The sequence below is a fragment of the Herbaspirillum sp. BH-1 genome (genome assembly GCF_002870055.1).
Taxonomy (GTDB): domain Bacteria; phylum Pseudomonadota; class Gammaproteobacteria; order Burkholderiales; family Burkholderiaceae_D; genus Herbaspirillum; species Herbaspirillum frisingense.
On sequence record NZ_PKOI01000009.1, the window covers coordinates 57,073 to 78,017 of the forward strand.

16 protein-coding genes and 1 pseudogene are annotated in these 20,945 nt (G+C 65.2%); 7 read left to right on the forward strand and 10 right to left on the reverse strand.

The window, feature by feature from the left end:
• Positions 1 to 8 precede the first annotated feature (8 nt).
• Complete coding sequence (locus HBH1_RS13825; RefSeq protein ID WP_102663228.1) at positions 9 to 1,160, reverse strand: GGDEF domain-containing protein; 1,152 nt, start codon at positions 1,158 to 1,160, stop codon at positions 9 to 11.
• A gap of 156 nt (positions 1,161 to 1,316) precedes the next feature.
• On the reverse strand, positions 1,317 to 1,511 hold the full coding sequence (locus tag HBH1_RS13830) for a hypothetical protein (protein ID WP_077235857.1): 195 nt from the start codon (positions 1,509 to 1,511) through the stop codon (positions 1,317 to 1,319).
• A 205-nt stretch (positions 1,512 to 1,716) separates the two neighbouring features.
• On the opposite strand from HBH1_RS13830, the gene HBH1_RS13835 reads away from it, so the two are divergent.
• The 3 genes and pseudogenes from HBH1_RS13835 (at position 1,717) to HBH1_RS13845 (ending at position 6,038) form a co-directional block, all read left to right on the forward strand.
• Positions 1,717 to 3,729 (forward strand): putative bifunctional diguanylate cyclase/phosphodiesterase, encoded by a 2,013-nt coding sequence (locus HBH1_RS13835; RefSeq protein WP_102663229.1) that lies wholly within the window; start codon positions 1,717 to 1,719, stop codon positions 3,727 to 3,729.
• A gap of 204 nt (positions 3,730 to 3,933) precedes the next feature.
• Positions 3,934 to 4,860 (forward strand): annotated as a pseudogene (locus HBH1_RS13840) (bifunctional enoyl-CoA hydratase/phosphate acetyltransferase); the annotation flags it as partial.
• Positions 4,857 to 6,038: an acetate/propionate family kinase gene (locus tag HBH1_RS13845; RefSeq protein ID WP_102663231.1), complete on the forward strand. Its 1,182-nt coding sequence runs from the start codon at positions 4,857 to 4,859 to the stop codon at positions 6,036 to 6,038. The pseudogene HBH1_RS13840 and the gene HBH1_RS13845, both read left to right, overlap by 4 nt.
• 64 nt (positions 6,039 to 6,102) lie before the next feature.
• Here the strand turns inward: HBH1_RS13845 and HBH1_RS13850 are convergent, their stop codons facing one another.
• Complete coding sequence (locus HBH1_RS13850; RefSeq protein ID WP_233207610.1) at positions 6,103 to 6,813, reverse strand: TetR/AcrR family transcriptional regulator; 711 nt, start codon at positions 6,811 to 6,813, stop codon at positions 6,103 to 6,105.
• 203 nt (positions 6,814 to 7,016) lie between these two features.
• Here HBH1_RS13850 and HBH1_RS13855 point away from each other — a divergent pair, with 203 nt between their 5' ends.
• The 3 genes from HBH1_RS13855 to HBH1_RS13865 are packed head-to-tail and all read left to right on the forward strand — an operon-like array spanning position 7,017 to position 12,723.
• Entirely contained in the window at positions 7,017 to 8,111 is a 1,095-nt protein-coding gene (locus HBH1_RS13855) for an efflux RND transporter periplasmic adaptor subunit (RefSeq protein WP_233207611.1), read from the forward strand.
• Entirely contained in the window at positions 8,108 to 11,251 is a 3,144-nt protein-coding gene (locus tag HBH1_RS13860) for an efflux RND transporter permease subunit (protein WP_102663233.1), read from the forward strand. The genes HBH1_RS13855 and HBH1_RS13860 overlap by 4 nt, the downstream gene beginning before the upstream one ends.
• Positions 11,251 to 12,723, forward strand: a complete 1,473-nt coding sequence (locus HBH1_RS13865) for an efflux transporter outer membrane subunit (RefSeq protein WP_102663234.1) — start codon at positions 11,251 to 11,253, stop codon at positions 12,721 to 12,723. Before HBH1_RS13860 ends, HBH1_RS13865 begins: the two co-directional genes overlap by 1 nt.
• A gap of 54 nt (positions 12,724 to 12,777) precedes the next feature.
• Here the strand turns inward: HBH1_RS13865 and HBH1_RS25095 are convergent, their stop codons facing one another.
• Positions 12,778 to 12,924, reverse strand: coding sequence for a hypothetical protein (locus HBH1_RS25095; protein WP_158243296.1), 147 nt, complete (start codon positions 12,922 to 12,924; stop codon positions 12,778 to 12,780).
• Positions 12,925 to 13,184: 260 nt separating this feature from the next.
• Between HBH1_RS25095 and HBH1_RS25430 the strand changes: the two genes are divergently transcribed.
• A complete protein-coding gene (locus tag HBH1_RS25430) occupies positions 13,185 to 14,033 on the forward strand; it encodes a hypothetical protein (RefSeq protein ID WP_233207612.1) in 849 nt (282 codons plus the stop codon).
• Positions 14,034 to 14,044: 11 nt separating this feature from the next.
• Here the strand turns inward: HBH1_RS25430 and HBH1_RS13880 are convergent, their stop codons facing one another.
• The 6 genes from HBH1_RS13880 to HBH1_RS24930 form a co-directional block, all read right to left on the reverse strand.
• Positions 14,045 to 14,896 carry a carbohydrate ABC transporter permease gene (locus tag HBH1_RS13880; RefSeq protein WP_006464096.1) on the reverse strand — a complete coding sequence of 284 codons (852 nt, stop codon included), beginning with the start codon at positions 14,894 to 14,896 and terminating at the stop codon, positions 14,045 to 14,047.
• 20 nt (positions 14,897 to 14,916) lie between these two features.
• Positions 14,917 to 15,867, reverse strand: coding sequence for a carbohydrate ABC transporter permease (locus HBH1_RS13885; protein ID WP_102663235.1), 951 nt, complete (start codon positions 15,865 to 15,867; stop codon positions 14,917 to 14,919).
• Positions 15,868 to 15,952: 85 nt separating this feature from the next.
• Complete coding sequence (locus HBH1_RS13890) at positions 15,953 to 17,197, reverse strand: ABC transporter substrate-binding protein (protein ID WP_102663236.1); 1,245 nt, start codon at positions 17,195 to 17,197, stop codon at positions 15,953 to 15,955.
• Positions 17,198 to 17,372: 175 nt separating this feature from the next.
• Positions 17,373 to 19,349 (reverse strand): beta-galactosidase, encoded by a 1,977-nt coding sequence (locus tag HBH1_RS13895; RefSeq protein WP_102663237.1) that lies wholly within the window; start codon positions 19,347 to 19,349, stop codon positions 17,373 to 17,375.
• A 72-nt stretch (positions 19,350 to 19,421) separates the two neighbouring features.
• A complete protein-coding gene (locus tag HBH1_RS13900; RefSeq protein WP_102663238.1) occupies positions 19,422 to 20,585 on the reverse strand; it encodes an ABC transporter ATP-binding protein in 1,164 nt (387 codons plus the stop codon).
• 58 nt (positions 20,586 to 20,643) lie between these two features.
• Positions 20,644 to 20,940, reverse strand: coding sequence for a hypothetical protein (locus HBH1_RS24930; protein ID WP_146012858.1), 297 nt, complete (start codon positions 20,938 to 20,940; stop codon positions 20,644 to 20,646).
• Positions 20,941 to 20,945 lie beyond the last annotated feature (5 nt).

Consider the following 20,945-nt stretch of genomic DNA (forward strand, 5'->3'; position numbering starts at 1 on the left):
TCAGGTCGTCATGTGCTGACCGACATCACCACGACCCGATCACGGCCGGCCCGCTTGGCGTCGTACAGTGCCACGTCGGTGTGCGCCAGCAGGCTTTCCAGGTTGGCCGGCGGAGTCTCGAAGACGCTGCCACCCACGCTCAGGCTGACGGGGTCGGGTGTGGGGAAGCTCTTGCCGGCGACGTGGGCAAAGCCCTGTCGCAGGCTTTCCCCCAGACGGGTGACCTGATCGGTGCTGGCATCCTGCAGCAGGATCACAAATTCATCCCCGCCCAGGCGGGCCGCCAATGCAGCCTCCGGCAAAACCTCGTGCAGCAGCATGCTCAAGGCTTCGAGCAGTTGGTCACCGGCAGCATGGCCGTGCAGGTCGTTGACCTGCTTGAAGTTGTCGATGTCGATCAGCAGCACTGCGCCGGGATGCTGCACGCTGGCCTGCGCCAGCAGCGCGGGGGCGCTGGTCTTGAGGGCGCGGCGGTTGAGCAGGCCGGTCAGGGGGTCGCGGGCCGCCAGCTGGCCGATGTGCTGTTCGCGACGGTACCGCTCGGTGCCGGTCATCGACAGCGCGATCAGCATGATCGCCATCGCGCCTTCGATCAGCGATATCCGGATCACCGCGCCGCCAAAGGCCGCCAGGTCCAGCAGGGTGCCTGGTACGATGGCGACGATCGCCTTGGCGACGTAGAACAGACCATGCGCCAGCAGCACATAACGCAATTGCACCGCGCCCACGCTGAGCGATGCGCCATGCGGTCGCAACAGGTGACTGGCGCGCAGCGTGACGGCGGCGATCATCAATGACTGCACGCCCAGCATCACCCGTGACCACCAGGGTTGCGCAGGCAGGCACAACATCACCAGCCACAGCAGTGCCAGGAGCCACCAGCGGTGCGAGAGCCGGGTGCGGGTAAACCACGCCACGCCGGCCAGGAAGCAGGCGTGCGCGGCGATCAGCATGCCATTGGCGAACCAGATGCCGATGAGCAGGTAGCCGCGCGAGCGCAGCAATGCCAGGAAGGAACCGAGGGCGATGATGGCGAAGCCGCTGCTCCAGAGCAGGAGCGAGCGTTCGCGCACTACGCCCCATTCCACCGCCAGGTAGAGTGCAGCGGCCGCCGCCAGGGCGATGGTGAGGATGAGCAGGGTGGAGGGATCGAGAGCCATGGGGTGATACGGCACCGGCAGGCAGTACGAACGATGCGAGCGGTGCAAACGGTGCAAACGGTGGGAAGGGCAGGAACAGCCGCTATTGTAGCCGTCGTCCCGCATCCTGGCCGTGTCACCTCCATAGCGGCCCGGCCCCGGCCCCGGGCGCGCCGGTCAGGCCGGTTCGGTCGATGGCCCGGTCGCCGTCGGGGAGGGGGGCGGCAGTTCGTCACCGCCGGGGATCTGCTGGGGCGAGAACAGCGGCAGCTTCTTCTTCACCAGTGGCAGGTTTTCGCGTTCGGTGCCGTCCGGCAACACGGCCTGCTCGGCCGATAACCAGTTTCCATTGTCGGTGCTCATGTCGCTCATTTTGTTTTCCTCGGGGTTGCGGAAGGGCCAGCTTGTCCGTTTTGGGTAAATGCCTCGTTGATGCAACGCAACCGGGACAGGTTTTGATGAGAATTCTTCTTGTCGCTTGGATAATACGGTCCGGCTCGCGTACTATGCTTCCCATCCGGTGGTCATGCCGGACCAGCCTTGTCAGGCGGCAATTCCAGGACGCAACAGGAACACCATGTCACACCAGCAGAACTCGCAAGCCTCTCACACTGACCCGGCCCATGCCGTGTCCCTGCGGCAACTGATCCGTTCCGATCAGCTCATGGCGCTGCGCCAGACCGTGCTGCTGTCCATGCCGGTCAACATGCTGCTGGGCGTGATCTCGACCTTCGTGGCATGGCGCTCGGGCAAACTCTCCATCGCCCTGATCTGGCTGGCCTGCTCGGGGCTGGTCAATGTGTTGCGCATCCTGGCCTGCCGCATCCCGGTGGAGCGTCTGGCAGCGGCGCTGCCGTTGCTGGGTGCTCGCACTGTCGGCGATGGCGATCGCGTCACCGAACTCAACCTTCGGCTGCACTGCATCCTGGCCCTGATGTCGGGCATCGTGTGGGCCGGCGTCCCGCTGCTGTGCGCAGGCTATACCACGCCCGAGACTCTTTTCTATCTGACCTGCGTATGTGGCATCACGGCCGGCGCGGTGACCCACGGCTTTGCATTTGCTCGCATTCCGATCTGTTTCATCACGCCGCCGCTGCTGTCCATCATCTTTTGCCTGGCCACCATCGAGACCAGCGCCACCCGCATGGCACTGGCCGCAGCGGTGCTGCTCTACCTGGCCGCGCTGATCCGGGGCTCCAAGGTCAGCGAAGGCCTGGTCTCGCACGCCAGCGCGCTGAAGAACGAGGCCACCACCGCCAAGCAGGCGCTGGAAGTGGCCCACCAGGACCTGCACCGCTTCGCACAGAAGATGCAATATCAGGCCGAGCATGACCTGCTGACCGGACTGCTGGGCCGCGCCGGTTTCATGGAAGTGGCGCCGCGCATGATGGCGCGGCAGGAGCATGCCTTGTGCATGATGTTCCTCGACCTGGATGGCTTCAAGGTGATCAACGATGCCTACGGCCACGATGCCGGCGACCAGGTGCTGGTCGAGGTGGCACGGCGGCTGCAGGCCAGCGTGCCCGAGACCGCCACGCTGGCACGCCTGGGGGGCGACGAGTTCGTGATCCTGTACCCGCTGGCGCCGCAGGCGGAACCGCCGGAACAGCTGGCCCGGCGGCTCATCGCCGCCATCCGCCAGCCCTTCGCCCGTCTGGCGCACCGGCACATCGGCCTGAGCCTGGGCATCACCATCACCCGCAGCGATGACATCAACGAGATGCTGGTCTGCTCCGATGCCGCCATGTACGAGGCCAAACGCCGTGGCCGCAACCAGTTCCATGTGTTCAACGACGACCTCAACGCACACCTGCAAATGAAGCGCGATGTGGAGCGCGACCTGGCCGATGCCCTGGCGCGGCGCCAGCTGGAGGTCTGGTTCCAGCCCATCATCCAGCATGATGGCCGCACCCTGGATGGCTTCGAAGCCCTGCTGCGCTGGCGTCATCCGCGCCACGGCGCCATCGCGCCGCCCGACCTGATCGAGATCGCCGCGCTGGCTGGTCTGTCGGAGGAGTTGCTGCGCTTCATCATCGGCGAGACCGGGGCCATGATCGCCTTCCTGCAGGCCAGCGGCCGCCCGGACCTGCGGGTATCGATGAACATTTCGCCACGGGAGATGGAGCGTATCAGCGTCGATGAACTGGTGACGGAGATGCTGAAGTCGCGCCAGCTGCCGGCCCGGATGCTGGAAATCGAGATCACCGAAGAAACCGCCCTTGACCTGCAGGCCGCCAGCCAGAGCCTGGTGGCGCTGGCGATGCAGGGCGTGAGCATCGCCATCGATGACTTCGGCGTGGGCTACTCCTCGCTGGGCTTCCTGCGCCAGATGCGGGTATCGCGCGTGAAGATCGACCGCAGCTTCGTCACCGGCCTGACCGAGCAGACCGAAAACCAGGCGCTGGTGGCCGCAGTGCTGCAGTTGTCGGGGTCTTTCGGCTTCCAGGTGGTGGCCGAGGGCGTCGAGAGCGAGGACGACCTGCGCACCCTGCAAGCCCTGCAGTGCCATGCCATGCAGGGTTTCTATTTCTCCCGCCCGATGCCGGCGGACCAGGCACGCCGCATGGTCAGTGCCCTGGCGCAGGTGTAGGCGCCCAATCCCCAATCCTCATGTGGCTCCATGCGCCGTGATGACGCGGCGCTGACAAACTTGAAGCAGATCAAGCTTTGTCCGATCAGGGCGCCGCTCCCATCCCGGGGCGGATATGCTGCGACACAACAAGCATGCCCAGTGTCTCGTCATCGCCTCCCGGAGAATGCCATGTTCCCACCCGCCCAGGCCTCGCCTGCGCAGCGCTACGACCAACTCATCCGCGACGCCCTCGGTGCCCGGCCCATGCGGGTCGCCGTGGTCCATCCCTGTTCGGTCGAGGCCTTGCAAGGGGCGCTGGAAGCGCGCGACGAAGGCCTGCTCGAGCCAGTGCTGGTCGGCCCCGAAGCCAGGATACGTCGCATCGCCGAGCAGGCCGGCCTGTCGCTGCAGGGTTTGCCTATCGAAGCGGTCGAGCACAGCCATGCGGCCGCTGCCCGCGCCGTCGAGCTGGCCGTGCAGGGCAGGGTGGGCGCCCTGATGAAGGGCAGTCTGCATAGCGATGAATTGCTGGGCGCGGTCGTCGCCGCCGGCTCCGGCCTGCGTACCGAACGTCGCATCAGCCACGTGTACGCGATGGCCATCCCCACCTATTCCAAACCGCTGGTCATCACCGACGCCGCCATCAACATCGCGCCCACGCTGGCGCACAAGCGCGACATCTGCCAGAACGCCATCGACCTGCTGCACGTGATGGGCGTGCCCCGTCCCCATGTGGCGGTGCTGGCGGCGGTGGAGACCGTCAATCCGGCCATGCCGTCCACGCTGGATGCCGCCGCGCTGACGGTGATGGCGACGCGCCACCAGATCACCGGCGCGCTGGTGGATGGCCCGCTGGCCTTTGACAACGCCATCAGCCTGGAGGCCGCCACCATCAAGGGGATAGCCTCACCGGTGGCCGGCAGTGTGGACATCCTGCTGGTGCCGGACCTGGAGGCCGGCAACATACTGGCCAAGCAACTGATCTACCTGGCGCAAGCCGATGCCGCAGGCCTGGTGCTGGGCGCACGCGTGCCGGTGATTCTCACCAGCCGCGCCGACAGCCTGCGGGTGCGCCTGGCATCGTCCGCGCTGGCCCGGCTGGTGGCGGCACGGGCCGCCGTGCAGGTATCCCCTCAGGAGGACGCATGAACCGCTGGCTGCTCACCTTCAATGCAGGCTCGTCTTCGATCAAGCTGGGCGTGTTTCGCCTGGATGACGCCCGCGCCACCAGGATCGGGCAGGGGCAACTCGACCTGCACCTGACGCCGCTGCAATTGCGCCTGGAGATCGATGGCGTCCGTTCGGCCATCGAGATCAAGGCCGACCCGGTAGCGTCGATGGACAAGGTGCTCGAAGAAGTGCTGCACCAGCTGGAAGTCGGCCATGAGCAGGGCGCCCTGTGCGCGGTCGGGCACCGCGTGGTGCATGGCGGCCTGCACCTGTCGCGCCCGGTGCTGCTGGAGCCCGCCGTCGAAGCCACGCTGGAAGCCCTGGCGCCGCTGGCCCCCTTGCATCAGCCGCAGAACCTGCGGCTGATCCGCGCCATCGAGCGTTTGCGTCCCGGGTTGCCGCAGACCGCCACCTTCGACACTGCGTTCCACGCCACCCAGGATGCGCTGGCGCGCCGCTTTGCCCTGCCCCGCAAGCTGCATGACGAAGGTGTGCTGCGTTACGGCTTCCACGGTATTTCCTACAGCTATATCGCCGATGAGCTGCGTCGGCGCGGCCTGCCCGAGGCACACGGCAACGTGGTGGTCGCGCACCTGGGCAATGGCGCCAGTCTGTGTGCGCTCCAGAACGGCCGCAGTGTCGATGCCAGCACCGGTTTCTCCACGCTGGAAGGCGTCCCCATGGGCACGCGTTGCGGCGCGCTTGATCCCGGCGTGTTGCTGTACCTGTTGCAGCAGGGGATGACCCCGGCCGCGCTGGAAGACCTGCTGTATCACCAGAGCGGCCTGCTGGGGGTATCCGGCGTGAGCGCCGATGTGCGCACGCTGCAGCAGAGCGAGTCCATCCCGGCCCGTGAAGCATTGGAGCTGTTCGCGCTGCGCTGCGCCGGCGAGGCGGCACGGCTGGCCACCACCCTGGGCGGCATGGATGCACTGGTCTTCACCGCCGGCATCGGCGAGCATGACGCCCGCATGCGCGCCGCCATCTGCCGCCGGCTTGGCTGGCTGGGCATCAGGCTGGACCCGGCCGCCAATGATCAGCATCTGGAGTGCATCAGCAGCCAGGCCAGCCGCCTGCGGGTGCTGGTGATCCCGACCAATGAGGAACAGGTCATTGCCGACGACGCGGCCAGATTGCTGATGGGGAAGGAGCGATGAGGGTGTTCGCGCAAGGCGTGGAGCCAATGGCGTCAACAGGGGTGGCGTCGACAGCGACGGCGCGCTAGTCGCCGGCCGCTGCAACTTTCTTGCGGGGACGGGGCGGCTTCTTTGCAGCGACAGCCGATGGAGCGGCCGTGGTGGCGGTCACCGCCACGGAGGCCTTCATGAACCACGCCAGTACCGACTCGGCAGTCTTGCCGTCCACGATGTGCGGCACGCAGCGGTAGGAGAAGCTGACGCCCTCGCACAGCGCCATCAGGCCGATGGCGATCTCGCGCGCCGGTGCGGCAGGGGTGACCCCGGTCAGGTCGCAATAGGCCTGCACGAAGCAGGTGATCTGGCGGTAACGCTCTTCCAGGTAGACATCGAGCTGCAGGCGGAACTTCTCGTCGCGCAGGGCTACGATGCGCGCCTCCATCCACAGCAGGCTGCACTTGTCGTCGCGATAGAGCGCCGAATACTGCTCGGCCAGCGCGTCGCGCAGGGCATCGGGATCGGTCACTGCGCCATCGAGCAGGCGCTGGAAGCCACGGTCGATGCTTTCGCCTTCGCGCCGGAGCAACTCGAAGAACAGCTCGGTCTTGTCGTCGAAGTTGGAATAGAACGCGCCCCGGGAGTAGCCCGCCGCCGTGCTGATATCCTCCACGCTGGTAAGCGCATATCCCTTTTGCATGAAGACCGCGTGCGCCGCCTCCAGCAGCCTTGCGCGGGTCTGCTCGCGACTTTGCTCGCGGCTCAGTCGTTGGCGTGGTGGGCTTGGTTCGCGTGTCATGGGGCAGGATTCTAACACTGTTGTATTCAAATACAGGATTGCATCTGAATTCATATCTGCATTAGAATCGCTGAACTTTTGTAAAGACCACCCTCGAGGATGCGGAGCGCCCGGCGATCCGACCCTACCTTCCTGAAAGGAAAGCTGTGAAGCCCGATCCGCGTCCCCGTGTCCTTCCTCTGCCTCTGTCGCTACCCCGGCGCATGCCGCTCGGCCTGGCCGCGGCGGCCCTGGTGCTGACCCTGTCGGCCTGCAGCAAGCCGGCGCCGGTGGCCGATGCCCCGCGCGAAGTGGTGATCCTGCAGCCGCAGGAACGGGACGGCGGACAGCCTTTGCATCTCCCGGCCGAGGTGCAGTCGCGCTATGTGACCTCGATGTCCTTCCGTGTCGCCGGCCAGCTGGTGGAGCGTCGCGTGCACCTGGGCGACGTGGTGCGCAAGGGCCAGGTGCTGGCCCGCCTGGATCCGTCGGATGCCGACCAGAATGCCGCCTCCGCCCGCGCCGAACTGGCCTCGGCACGCCAGCACCTGGACGCCGCCGAGAAACAGTTGCAGCGCGATACCGCCCAGGCCCGCGAACAACTGATCAGCGCCCAGCAACTGGAACAGAGCCAGGATGCGCGCGCCGCTGCACTGGCGCAGTTCCAGGCGGCCCAGGCACGTGCCTCGGTGGCCGGCAACCAGCGCGACTACACCACCCTGGTGGCCCAGCATGACGGCGTCATCAGTGCCGAACAGGCCAATACCGGCGACGTGCTCAACCCCGGCCAGCCGGTCTATTCGCTGGCCTGGTCGGGCGCGGTGGATGTGGTGACCGATGTCGCCGACCGCCAGCTGGCCGGCCTGCAACCTGGCCAGCCCGCCACCGTCACGCTGGCCGCGTTGCCGGGCAAGACCTTCAAGGGCAAGGTGCGCGAAGTCAGTCCCGCCGCCGACCTGCAGAGCCGCACCTACCGCGTCAAGGTCACCCTGGAACAACCCGACGCCAGCGTGCGCCTGGGCATGACCGGCGATGTCGTGATCACGCCTGAGCTCAAATCCGGCCAGGCCAAGGTATTGCTGCTGCCGGCGACTGCGCTGTTCCATCAAGGCGGCAAGCCGGCGGTCTGGATCGTCAGCGGCGAAGGCAAGCTGGAACTGCGTCCGGTGACGGTATCGGCCTATGGCGAGCGCAGCATTTCGCTGTCGCAGGGCGTGGCCGCGGCTGACAAGGTGGTGGTGCAGGGCGTCCATACCCTGACCGCTGGCGAGAAGGTCAAGCCGGTCGCCCCGCTGCACGCCGAGGACTTCGCCCTATGAGCGCGCCCGGCCGTTTCAATCTTTCCGCCTGGACGCTGCAGCACCAGGCGCTGGTGACCTTCATCCTGGCGCTGGTGACGCTGCTGGGCATGGGCTCCTACAACCGGCTCTCGCAGTCCGAAGACCCGCCCTTCACCTTCAAGGTCATGGTGATCCAGACCGACTGGCCCGGTGCCACCGCGCGCCAGGTTCAGGAGCAGATCACCGACCGCATCGCCCGCAAGCTGCAGGAAACGCCGGATGTGGATTTCCTGCGCAGCTATTCCCGTGCCGGCCAGTCGCAGCTGTTCTTCACCATCAAGGACACCGCGCCCGCTTCGCAGGTGCCGCAGACCTGGTACCAGGTGCGCAAGAAGGTCGGCGACGTCGCCGCCACCCTGCCGCAAGGCGTCAAGGGACCTTACTTCAATGACGAATTCGGCGACGTCTACACCAACATCTATGCACTGGCCGGCGACGGCTTCACGCCCGCACAACTGCGCGACTATGCCGACCAGTTGCGCGGCGAACTGCTGCACGTGCCGGGCGTGGCCAAGATCGATTACTTCGGCGAGCGCCAGGAACACATCTACATCGACATCGGCAATGCCCGCATGACGCGCCTGGGCATCAGCCCGCAGCAACTGGCCGATGCCATCGGCGGTCAGAACGCCGTGGTGCCGGGCGGCCTGATCACCACCGGCAACGACCGCGTCTATGTGCGTCCTACCGGCCAGTTCGACAACCTGCGGGCACTGGAAGACAAGGTCATCCACCTCAACAACCGCAATTTCCGGCTGGGTGACATCGCCACCATCCACCGTGGCTACGACGAACCCCAGGAACAGGAGATGCGCGCCAACGGCCAGCCGGTGCTGGGCATCGGCGTGACCATGCAGCCCGGTGGCGACGTCATCCGCCTGGGCAAGGCTCTGGATGCGCGTACCGAAGAATTGCGCAAGCGCCTGCCGGCCGGCCTGACCCTGACGGCGGTCTCCAGCATGCCGCACGCCGTGGAAAAATCGGTCGACGATTTCCTCGAAGCCGTGGCCGAGGCTGTCGCCATCGTGCTGGTGGTGAGCCTGGTCTCGCTGGGCATCCGTACCGGCATGGTGGTGGTGATCTCGATTCCCATCGTGCTGGCAGTGACCTCGCTGTTCATGTACATGTTCGACATCGGCCTGCACAAGGTCTCGCTGGGCACCCTGGTGCTGGCATTGGGCCTGCTGGTGGATGACGCCATCATCGCCGTCGAGATGATGGCGGTGAAGCTGGAGCAGGGCTGGAACCGCCGCCGCGCCGCCGCCTTCGCCTATACCAGTACCGCCTTCCCGATGCTCACCGGCACCCTGGTGACGGTGGCCGGCTTCCTGCCGATCGCCCTGGCCAAGTCCGGGACCGGCGAATACACCCGTTCCATCTTCGAGGTCTCGGCCATCGCGCTGCTGCTGTCGTGGCTGGCGGCAGTGGTGCTGATCCCGCTGCTGGGCTATCACATGCTCAAGGAAAAGCCGGGCGCGCTCACCGACGAACAGATCGCCGCCAATCCCCATGCCGGCCATGACGAGGAAGACCATGATCACCCCATCTACCAGACCCGCATCTACACCCTGCTGCGGCGTTCGGTGTCCTGGTGCGTGGCCTTCCGTGGCCGCGTGGTGATCGCCACCACCTTGCTCTTCATCGGTTCGCTGGCCGCCTTCGCGCTGGTGCCGCAACAGTTCTTCCCCAGCTCCGACCGGCCCGAACTGCTGATCGACATGCACCTGCCCGAGCGCGCCTCCTTTGAGGCCACCCAGCGCGAAGCCATCCGCATGGAAGCCCTGCTCAAGGACCGGCCGCAGATCGATCACTACATCAGCTTCGTCGGTGTCGGCGCGCCGCGCTTCTACCTGCCGCTGGACCAGCAACTGGCCAGCCCCAACTTTGCCCAGTTCGTGGTCACCGCCAAGTCGGTGGAAGATCGGGAAGCTCTGGCAAAGGCGCTGGAAGAGCCGCTGCGCAAGCAGTTCAGCGGCGTGCGCACCCGCATGACGCGCCTGGAAAACGGTCCGCCGGTAGGCTTCCCGGTGCAGTTCCGCATCAGTGGCGAGCAGATTCCCAAGGTGCGCGCCATCGCCGAACAGGTTGCCGCCGAAATGCGCAAGGAGACCCGTGCCACCAATATCCAGTTCGACTGGGATGAACCGGCGCAGCGTTCGGTCTCCTTCGAGATCGACCAGAAACGCGCCGGTGAGCTGGGCCTGAGCAGCCAGCAGATTTCCAACTTCCTGGCCATGCAACTGTCGGGCTATACCATCACCCAGTACCGCGAGCGCGACAAGCTCATCAGCGTCGATCTGCGCGCCCCGCGCAGCGAACGCGTCGATCCCTCGCGCCTGGCCACGCTGTCCATGCCCACTCCCAACGGCCCGGTGCCGCTGGCGACCCTGGGCAAGTTCCACAACACGCTGGAATACGGCGTCATCTGGGAACGCAATCGCCAGCCCACCATCACCGTGCTGGCCGATGTGCGAGCAGGCGTGCAGGGTATCGACGTGACCAACGATGTCAACCAGAAGCTCGACGCGCTGCGCGCCGAGCTGCCGGTGGGCTACCGTATCGACGTCGGCGGCCCGGTGGAAGAAAACGCCAAGGCACAGTCCTCGATCTCGGCGCAGATGCCGCTGATGTTCATCGCCGTACTGCTGTTGCTCATGGTGCAGCTGCAAAGCTTCGGCCGTACCCTGATGGTGGTGATGACCGCCCCGCTGGGTCTGATCGGTGTGGTCGGCGCGTTGCTGCTGTTCGGCCAGCCTTTCGGCTTCGTCGCCATGCTGGGGACCATCGCCATGCTGGGCATCATCATGCGCAACTCGGTGATCCTGGTGGACCAGATCGAGCAGGACATCGCCGCCGGCCGTGGCCGCTTCGACGCCATCGTCGGTGCCACCGTGCGCCGCTTCCGCCCGATTACGCTGACTGCGGCCGCCGCCGTGCTGGCGCTGATCCCGCTGTTGCGCAGCAACTTCTTCGGCCCGATGGCCACCGCCCTGATGGGCGGCATCACCATCGCCACCATCCTGACCCTGTTCTACCTGCCGGCCCTGTATGCGCTGTGCTACCGGGTCAAGCCGGATGAAACCCATCATCGAGACAACGCCGCGCAAGGGAGCCACTGATGAGCGCCGTCCGTTTTTCCCCCGCCCCGCGCACCCTGGCGCTGGCCGCAGCGCTGCTGGTCTCCGGTTGCGCCCTGGGTCCGACCGGCGAGGCACCGGCCTCGCCCCAGCCGGCCCACTATGCCGTTGATGCCACACCCGCCACCCTGGGGCCGCAGGAGGCGCGTCAGAAATTCGTGCTCGGCCAGCGCGCCGTGCCGCAGTGGTGGCGTGCCTATGGCTCGCAGGAGCTGTCGGCATGGGTGGAGGAAGCCTTGCGCAGCAACCATTCGCTGGCCCAGGCCGATCGCAACCTGGCCGCCGCCCGCCTGCAGTTGCGCGCCCAGATCGATGAATCGCTGTGGCCCACCATCGATGCGGTCGGCCAGGCCCAGCGCCAGCGCGCCCTGGGGCTGCCCAATCTGGGGCCGACCACCAACCTGTACAACGTCTTCGCCGGCCAGATTCGCGCCAGCTATACCTTCGACCTGTTTGGCGTGGAGCGCTTCGCCAACTCGGCGGCTGCAGCCCAGGTGGATGCGCAGTCCTACCAGTTCGACGCGGCACGCCGCTCGGTGGCGGCCAATGTGGTGATCACGGCCATCAATGCGGCTTCCCTGCACGCGCAGGTGATGCATACCGAACGCCTGGTGGCGCTGGCCGATGCCGATGTCGAGGAGATGCAGCGCCGGCTGGCGCTGGGTGCGGTGTCACAGGATGAGTTGTTGTCGGCGCAGGCCAGCGCGCAGTCGCTGCGCGCCAGCCTGCCCGCCATGAAAGCGCAGTGGCAGGCCTCGCGCCATGCGCTGGCGGTGCTGATGGGACGCACCCCGGACGCTGCGCCTGCCGACCTGGATATCTCCCGTCTGCAACTACCCGGCGAAGTGCCGCTGGCCTTGCCCTCGGAACTGCTGCGCCAGCGGCCCGATATCCTGGCCGCCGACGCCGCATTGAAGGTGGCTGCCGCCGAGCAAGCCCTGGCCACGGCCGAGATGTTCCCCAGCCTGTCCATCAGCGCCTCCTTCGGCCAGTCCGGTTTTTCCTGGGCCAAGGCGACCAGCGGGGCGGGTGCGGTGTGGGGACTGGGGGCTTCGCTGACGCAGCCGCTGTTCCACGGCGGCGCCCTCAGCGCCCGGCGTGACGCCTCCAAGGAGGCCTATCTCGCGGCCGAGGCCAATTATCGCCAGACCGTGTTGAATGCTTTCCAGAACGTGGCCGATAGCCTGGTGGCGCTGACCCAGGATGCCGACGCCCTGCAGGCCTCGACGGCGGCGCGCGCGGCCAGCGAGCAGGGCTGGCGCAATGCCCAGCGACGCGCCCAGCTGGGCGCCTACCCGGCCAGTGCCGCACGCGCAGGCGAGCGCCAGTATCTCAATGCCAGGCTGGGCGAAGTGCGTGCCACGGCCAGCCGCATGAGCGATACCGCCACGCTGTTCCAGGCCATGGGCGTGGGCATCGAAACACCGCCCCAGCAGGCAGCGGCCAAGCCCTGAACGGACAGGAAGGGAGCACCCAGCGGGCGCTCCCTTCCCTATCCCATCCTCTCCTCAACCGCCCACGTACTGCTGGAACAGGTGGCTGAACAGCCGGGTCAGGTCCTTCATCAGCATCGCCCCGCCGCGACCGGCGTGGGCTTCGAACGCGATGCTCATCGTACCGATGAAGACGGCCAGGCGCAGGGTGGTGGTGTGCATGATAGGCTCCTTGTGGTGGCGGATTGCTGTGTCGATGGAGTCATCTTGCGCCGCTACTGTCATGCCCGGATGTCAAAAAGCGACGCCCGCATTTCAGTTGAAATAATTTTTCTCCGCTGTCAGTTATTCGTCAGTCAACCGGCAAACAGCTCAGCTATATTCTCGCGTGGTGGTAGGTCTTCAGGGGTAGCGTTATCGCCGCCACGAACCACAACAACAATGAAATCCGCGCGAGCGGACAGAAGAGAATCGGGGAATCCATGTCGAGAATGCTGGTATGCCTTGCAGCACTGCTGCTGGGTGGTTGTGCCTCCATCACGGGCACGCAGACGCAACCCATTTCAGTCATTGCCAACCAGGGCAGCCAGATCATCTCGGGTGCCAGCTGCACGCTGAGCAACGACGTCGGCAAGTGGTACGTCAAGACCCCTGGCAGCGTGGCCATCAAGAAGAGCACGGGTGATTTGCTGGTGGAATGCGCCAAGGACGGTGTGAGCGGTCAGCAGAACGTGGTCTCGCGCGCCAACACCAATGTGTGGGGAAACCTGCTGCTGGGTGGCCCGATCGGCTATGTGGTCGATCGCAGCAGCGGTGCCGGGTTCGATTATCCTGACTCGGTTACGGTGACGCTGGGCAGCCGTCTCGGCGTCCTGCCTTCGGCGGGCGTCGCGGGCGGTACGGCCAGTCCCGATCCGACCCCGCCTGATGGCCGCTGGCGTGCCGTCATGTCCTGCGATGCCAACCGCTTCAACAAGGATTCCAAGCCGTTCCAGGCAAATTTCATCGCCGAGGTGGATGGCAACCGGGTGAGCCTCAAGCGCCGTACCCAGATTGCAGAGGAGGTGATGTCCGGCACCATCATGGGCGAATCGCTGAGCCTGGATGGCATGGGTTACCGCTTCGAGAATCCCGCCAACACCTGGACCTTCAAGATCGATGGCGTCTTCATGGGCAATGCCAAGATCTATAACGGCAAGGGTCCGCAACTGGCCAAGAATGGCATGGTGGCGCGACAGTGCACGGTATTGATGATCCACACCGATGTGCCGCCGCCATCGCCCAAGAGCGGGCCCCCCGAGGTGGCCGCGACGCCTGCTGCCGCCCAATAGGCGCAGCGGGCTCAGCCCTTGCTGGCCCCGAAGGTGAGGCCGGCCACGAATTGCTTCTGCATCACAAAGAACAGGATCACCGAGGGCAGTGCCGCCAGGATGGAACCGGCCGAGACCAGGTTCCAGGCGGTGGTCCACTGTCCGCGCAGGGCCGCCACGCCCACCGTGATGGGCGCCACGTCGTCCCCCTGGGTCAGCACCAGCGCCCAGAAGTAATCGTTCCAGACGAAGGTGAAGACCAGCACCGCCAGGGCCGCCAGCGCGGGCCGGATCAGCGGCAGCACGATGCGGTAGAACACGGTCCACTCGCTGGCGCCTTCGATGCGGGCCGCCTCGATCATCTCGAAGGGCAGCTGCTTGATGAAATTGCGCAGGAACAGCGTGCAGAAGCCGGTCTGCATGGCGATGTGGAACAGCATCATCCCGGTGATGGTGTTGAACAGGCCCAGCGACAGCGACAGGTCCCGTACCGGGATCATCAGGATCTGCTGCGGCACGAAGTTGCAGGCCACGAAGGTGGCGAAGAGCACCGTATTGCCCCGGAACTGGTAGGTCGACAGCGCAAAGCCGGCCATCGCCGCCAGCGAGATCGCACCGATCACCGAGGGAATGGTGATGAGGCAGCTGTTCCAGAAGTAATGCAGCATGGGCGAGGCGGTCAGCGCTTCGCGGTAGTTCTCCAGCATGGCGAAGTCCTGCGGCCAACCCCAGTAGTTGCCGGCCATCAGTTCATCGTTGGAGCGCACCGAGGTCACCAGCGCGGTCAGCATCGGCAGCAGCCAGATCAGCAGGGCCACCGGCACCGAGATACGGTACAGCGCCCGGTTGAACGGCTTCCATTTTTCTATCGGCATGGGAAACATGGCGATCCCTCTTTTCTTCGTTAGCGTTCGGCGCGCAGCATGCGGCGCAGTTGGTAGATGATGTAGATCAGCATGATGGCGAACAGCGTCACTGCCACCGCGGCCGAGTAACCCTGGCGGTAATACTTGATGGCCTGGTCGTAGGCGTAGTAGGCCAGCACGGTCGAACTCTCGTAGGGTCCGCCGCTGGTCATCACCGAGATCAGGTCGAAGCTGCGCAACGCGCCGATGATGCTGACCACGAAGGCCATGAAGGTGGTCGAGCGCAGCTGCGGCAGGATCACGTAGCGCAGCATGCTCCAGCCCCTGGCGCCTTCCATGCGCGCCGCTTCCACCTGGTCGTGGTTCAGTGCCGTCAGCCCGGTGAGATAGAGGATCATGCAATAGGCAGTCTGCGGCCACAGTGCCGCGAAGATGATGCCGAAGGTGGCGTAGCGGGCGTCACCCAGCACCGGTACGCCTTGCCCCAGGATCAGCGACAGCAGGCCGAAGCTGGGATCATAGAACCAGCTGTAGATCAGTCCCACCACCACCCCCGAGAGCACGAAGGGCGCGAAGAACAGCGACTTCACCACGCGCATGCCACGCATCTTCTGGTTCAGGTAGAGCGCGATGGCCAGCCCCATGGGCGGCGCCAGCAGGAACATCAGCAGCCATAGCACATTGTTCTTGAGCGCCGTGTAGAAGGTCGGCGCGTGGAACAGTTCGACGTAGTTGGCCAGGCCGACGAACCTGGGATCGGTCATGCCATCCCAGCTGAAGAAGCTGAGATAGATGGTGTACAGGATCGGATAGAGCACATAGACCAGCGTCATCACGCAGGCCGGTGCCAGGAACCAGAAGGCGGCACGGTTGCGACGGGCGGCGCTGCGCTGCGGGCTGCTGGCCGGGGTGGCTGATACCGCAGATGTGGCAGATGTGGCCGTTGCATCGGTCGCAGGCGGCTGCGCGGCGGAAGTGGGCGCGAGCATGGCGGGGTCTCCTTCAATTTCTGCGGGCCATTCGCGCCGCCGTCGGCGACCGGAATGGCCCGGGTGGGTCACTATCTGCCAACGCTCAGGACTTCTTGTAGATGCGCTTGCGGGCCTGTTCCAGATCGTTGAGGACATCATCGAGCTTGTTCGGATCGCTGACGAACTTCTGCATGCCCTTCATGCCTTCATCGGCCATTTCCTTGGTCATGTCGCGATCATAGAACTGCGAGATACCGCCCTTGGCATTGGACAGGATCTCGAAGCCGATGCGCGAGATCGGGTCGCTCGGTGCCGGCGACTTGCTGTTGGCCGGCAGCGATCCCAGGCCCTCGGCCAGCTTGGCGCTGATGGCGGGCGTTCCCACGAAGGCGATGAAGCGGTGCGCATCGGCCTTGTTGCGTGCCTTGGCCGGGATGTGGATCGATTCGGTCGGACCTTCCTCGGCCGTCGGCACGGCGGCATCGATGATGGGGAACTGGAAGTAACCCATCTCCGGCGCCAGCTTGGCCGGGAAGCCCTTGGCGATGAAGGTACCCATGAGCATCATGGCGGCCTTGCCCTGGAACAGGAAAGGCTGGGCGCCGTCCAGGTCGTAGGACAGGGCGTTGTCGATGAAGACCTTGTTGTCGATCAGGCTCTTCCAGGCGGTATAGACCTTTTTCACGCGCGGGTCGGTGTAGGCCACGTCGCCTGCCATCAGTTGCTGGTGGAAGGCATTGCCGTTGATGCGCAGGTCGAGGTAATCGAACCAGCCGGCCAGGGTCCAGGCGTCGCGACCACCGACGGCGACCGGAGCGATGCCGGCGGCCTTGAGTTTCTTGCAGGCCTCCAGGAATTCATCCCAGGTCTTGGGTTCGCTGGCGATGCCGACCTTCTTGAACAGGTCCTTGCGGTAGAACATGCCCCAGGAGTAGTACACGGTCGGTGCCGAATACTGCTTGCCCTGCCAAGACGAGGCTTCCTTGGTGGAAGCATAGGTGCTGTCCCAGCCGTTCTTCTTCCAGTCTTCGCTCAGGTCTTCCAGCAGGCCGCGGCTGGCGTAGAACGCCATGCGCTCGCCGTTGTGCCAGTTGATGATGTCCGGCGCCTGGGTCGACAGCCAGCCCGGCAATTGCACCTTGTAGGCCTCTTCCTCGATGAAGGAAGCCTTGATGTCCACGTCCGGGTTGGCCTTCTTGAATTCATCCATCGTCGATTGCCATACCGCCCGCTGGACCGCCCCCTTGTAGGCGATGTTGACGGCCAGGGTGCCGGCCAGGGCGGCGCTGCTCCAGGCGGATGCGGCCAGGCAGCCGGCGATCACGGTCATGCGAATCATCTTGTTCATTGTCGTCTCCGAATGTTGGTTTCAAAACAGCTGCGTTGTCGATGCTGTGACCGACCTGCGCAGTTTCTTTTCAGTTCTGCCAGGTTCTTTGCCCATCTTGCGCAGGTCTCTTGCCTGCTTGTGCGCGGCAGCCGCGGCTGCCGTGCGTTCTTCCAGAGTGAGGCCGGCGTCCTGCCTAATCGGGTTTGCTGCTGCGATAGATCGCCACGCCCTGCGGTTCCAGGCGGGCCTGTCCCACCAGGAACTGTGCGGTATCGGTCTGCGGCAGCGGTATCGGCGCATCGCTGTAGTTGAAGGCGAATTGCAGGCCGCCGCGCTGCTGCAGGCGCAGGCCTTCCGGCAGACGCTGAGGGGTCAACCCGGCGGCGCGCGCGACCTCTTCGAAATAGCGCGTGGTCAACCCGCTATCGAAGATGCCGGCCAGATAATGGGCCCGTTCCTTGCGCACGATGGCGGGATGGCCATCCCCGAAGCGGGCGATGGTTTGCAGACCATCGCCATCGGCTTCGATCAGGTCGCGCCAGTAGCGGCCCTGTCCTTGTTCGCTCCCCCATTGCACCGGTTCGCTGACGTTGGGACGCATCGATTCCACGCGCCAGACGCGCATCGGCAGCAACTCTTGCAGCGGTCCCGGCGGCAGCGTGTGGGGGATCTGCAGCGAGCCCGTCTTGGAACCGCTGCGCGGTCCGAACACCGCCTGTGCGCCGCTTTTTGCAATGCGCCCCGGCAGGTCGTCCGGCACGATGGGCAGCGGCGGCACCACGATCATGGCATAGCCTTGCAGGTCCGCGTGCAGTGGCACGATGTCCACATCCAGGCCCAGTGCGCGCAGGGTGGAGTAATAGTCGAAGGCGAAGTGGGCGTATTCGAAGTCGATGCCCTGGAAATGGATCTCGAAGAGCCACTTGGCATCGTAGTCGAACAACAGCGCCACCTTGCCGCGTGGCTGTGCCAGCGTGCCATGGGTGGCTTCGACCGCGAGGATTTCCTGGGCCACGCGCTCGGCTTCCGATCCGCCGACGTCGAGGCGATTGTCGGGACGGTTCAGGCCGGCGTGCATCTGTTCCTGTGCAAACGGGCACTGGCGCCAGCGGAAGTAGGACACGCAGCCGGCGCCGTGGGCGAAGGCTTCCCAGCTCCACAGGCGCACCATGCCCGGCAGCGGATGCGGGTTCCAATGTGCCCAGTTCACCGGCCCCGGCTGCTGCTCCATCACCCAGAAGGGCTGGGCCGACATGCCGCGATAGAGGTCATGGTTGAAGCTGGCGAAATCCGGATGGCCGGTGCGCAGCCAGCGCGCCTTGGTGTCCTGGTCGAACCACATCACCTCCAGCGCGCCCAGCGGATAGCTATCCCAGGTGGCCACGTCCAGGTCGGCCGCGACCGGATAGTGATCGAACTCCAGGAACATCTGCATGAAGTTGTGCACCATCAAGCGACCCGGCGAGAGCGGACGCAAAATCTCGACCTGCATGCGGTTGTAGCGCACCACCTCGTCGGAGGCGAAGCGGCGGTAGTCCAGGCGATGCGAAGGATGGGCTTCGGTCACCGTGCCGATGGGCGCATCGATCTCATCGAAGCTGCGATATTCCATGCTCCAGAACACCGTACCCCAGGCGCTGTTGAGCGCGTCGATGCTGCCGTAGCGCTGGCGCAGCCACTGGCGGAAGCGGCGCTGCGCCGACGGTGAATAGCTGACCACGGTCTGGTGGCAGCCGTATTCGTTGTCCAGCTGCCAGGCGGTCACGGCCGGGTGCTGGCCATAACGCTCGCCCAGCAGGCGCACGATGCGTTGTGATTCTTCGTAATAGGAGTCGGACGAGAAATCATAGTGACGACGCGAACCGAAGGCGCGCTGGCGACCCTGGGCATCGACTGCCAGCACATCGTCATGGCGGTCGATGAGCCACTTGGGAGGCGTCGCAGTCGGGGTGCACATCACCACCTCCAGACCATGCCCGGCCAGCACCTCGATGGCGCGGTCCAGCCAGTCCCAGCGCAGGTCACCGGGCGACGGTTCGATGCGGCTCCAGGCGAATTCGCCGATGCGCACCTGCTTGATGCCCAGCGCCTGCATGCGTTGCGCATCGCTTTCCCACATGGCCTCGGGCCAATGTTCAGGGTAGTAACAGACTCCCAATCGTAACGACATGGTCGTGATTCCTTAGCGGTAGTGAAGCGTGGAAGGAGAGGTGCGGCGGTGGTCGCGGCCACAGCCCGTGGTTCAGGCCGCCGCAGCCAGACCGGGAGCCGGCTGCCTGCGCGCCAGCGCCACGCCGTCCTGGTCGAAGAGATAGGTGCAGTCGGGAGACACCGAGACGCGCAGGCGTTCGCCCCGGCTGATGCGGGCATCTCCCGGGGCCTTGGCCACCAGCGGCTGGCCGGCTGGCTCATCCAGATGCACGTAGGTCTGCTCGCCCAGGCGTTCCACCAACACCACCTCGCGGGTGATGCCGTACGGGCTCTGCTGGCCAGCAGGGCTGCCATGGCCGATCTCCATATGTTCGGGACGCACGCCCAGCGTCAGCATCTGGCCCGGCTGTACGACGCCCTGCGCGCCCACCAGCACGGTCTCGTCGCTGCTGGTCAGGCGCACCAGGATGCCCTGGTCCTGCACGCCGACCACCTCCACCGGCAGGAAGTTCATGCGCGGTGAACCGATGAAGCCGGCCACGAAGCGGTTACGCGGATGGTGGTACAGCTCCATGGGTGTACCGACCTGGGCGATGCTGCCGAAGCGTTGCGTGTCGGCTCCGGCATGCAGCAGCACGATGCGATCTGCCAGGGTCATCGCCTCGACCTGATCGTGCGTGACATAGACCACGCTGGCCTGTTCGAACTGGCGGTGCAGACGGGCGATCTCGATGCGGGTCTGGCTGCGCAGCGTGGCATCCAGATTGGACAGCGGTTCGTCGAACAGGAACACGCCCGGACGTCGCACGATGGCACGTCCGATCGCCACCCGCTGGCGCTGGCCCCCCGACAATTCCTTGGGCTTGCGCTGCAGCAGTTCTTCCAGCTGCAGGATGCGTGCGGCCTCGCGCACCTTCTGCTCGATCTCGACCTTGGGCAGCTTGGCCAGGGTCAGCCCGAAGCTCATGTTCTCGAACACCGTCATGTGCGGGAACAGCGCATAGCTCTGGAACACCATGGCCACCGAGCGCTGTGCCGACGGCACATCGTTGACACGGCGCCCACCGATGAAGAGATCACCGGAGGAGAGGTCTTCCAGCCCCGCGATCACCCGCAGCAGGGTCGACTTGCCACAGCCGGAAGGGCCGAGGAAGACGCAGAATTCATGCTCGCCAATGTCGAGGTCCACATTGCGGATCACCGGCGGGGCATCGCCGTAGGCTTTTTGTGCTGCACGCAAGCTGATGCTGGCCATCACGTCTTCCTTACAGAAATGGATTGCAGGGCAGGACGCCGCAAGGGCAGGGCGGACGTCAGGTCGAGCCTAAGGTTAAGCGCTTAATCAAACTATCCAAAAAAAAGATCGCCTGAGTTTCCTGTGTGCAATCGGGGTTGTCTCCACGTCGTTGTTCTGATCGTGTTGCCGCCTTGGTGGTGGCAAATAATTTCGGTCGATCATACCCATCTTGAATCGGCCCTGCAACAACAATCCTGTAACCGCAGGCCGACAGGAAATTGTCAGCTGCCGCGCTATCGGCACGCGCCGTGATGGTGGACTGCGTTGACAAGCCCGACATAAGCGGATTGAATGCGAGGGCTTCCAACTCCATGCAGC